This window comes from Herbaspirillum sp. WGmk3 (assembly GCF_023952535.1).
In the GTDB taxonomy this organism is placed as follows: domain Bacteria; phylum Pseudomonadota; class Gammaproteobacteria; order Burkholderiales; family Burkholderiaceae_D; genus Herbaspirillum; species Herbaspirillum huttiense.
Window position 1 is genome coordinate 1 of record NZ_JAKYWT010000118.1, and the last position, 252, is coordinate 252.

Genomic DNA, 252 nt, shown 5'->3' on the forward strand with positions numbered 1-252 from the left:
GTGGAGCGTATTCATGAAATTCGTGACGTGAACCGACAGATTCAGCATTTGGTCGATCAACTGTTTCAAGTGACCGAATATATAGATTCAGGCAATGACTCACTGACTCAGCTGTTAAACCGTCGTTATTTAAGTACGATTGTGTCGCGTGAAATTAATTTTGCTCGTAAAAATGATGCTGCGTTGAGCCTACTGGCAATCGACGCGGATTATTTCAAACGTATCAACGATAAATATGGGCATACCGCAGGG

Annotated in this window: 1 protein-coding gene; it reads left to right on the plus strand. The window is 42.5% G+C overall.

Translation table 11 applies throughout. The features are described from left to right. The coding region (locus MKD49_RS26140; RefSeq protein WP_252697758.1) for a diguanylate cyclase at positions 1-252 on the plus strand (252 nt) is incomplete at both ends.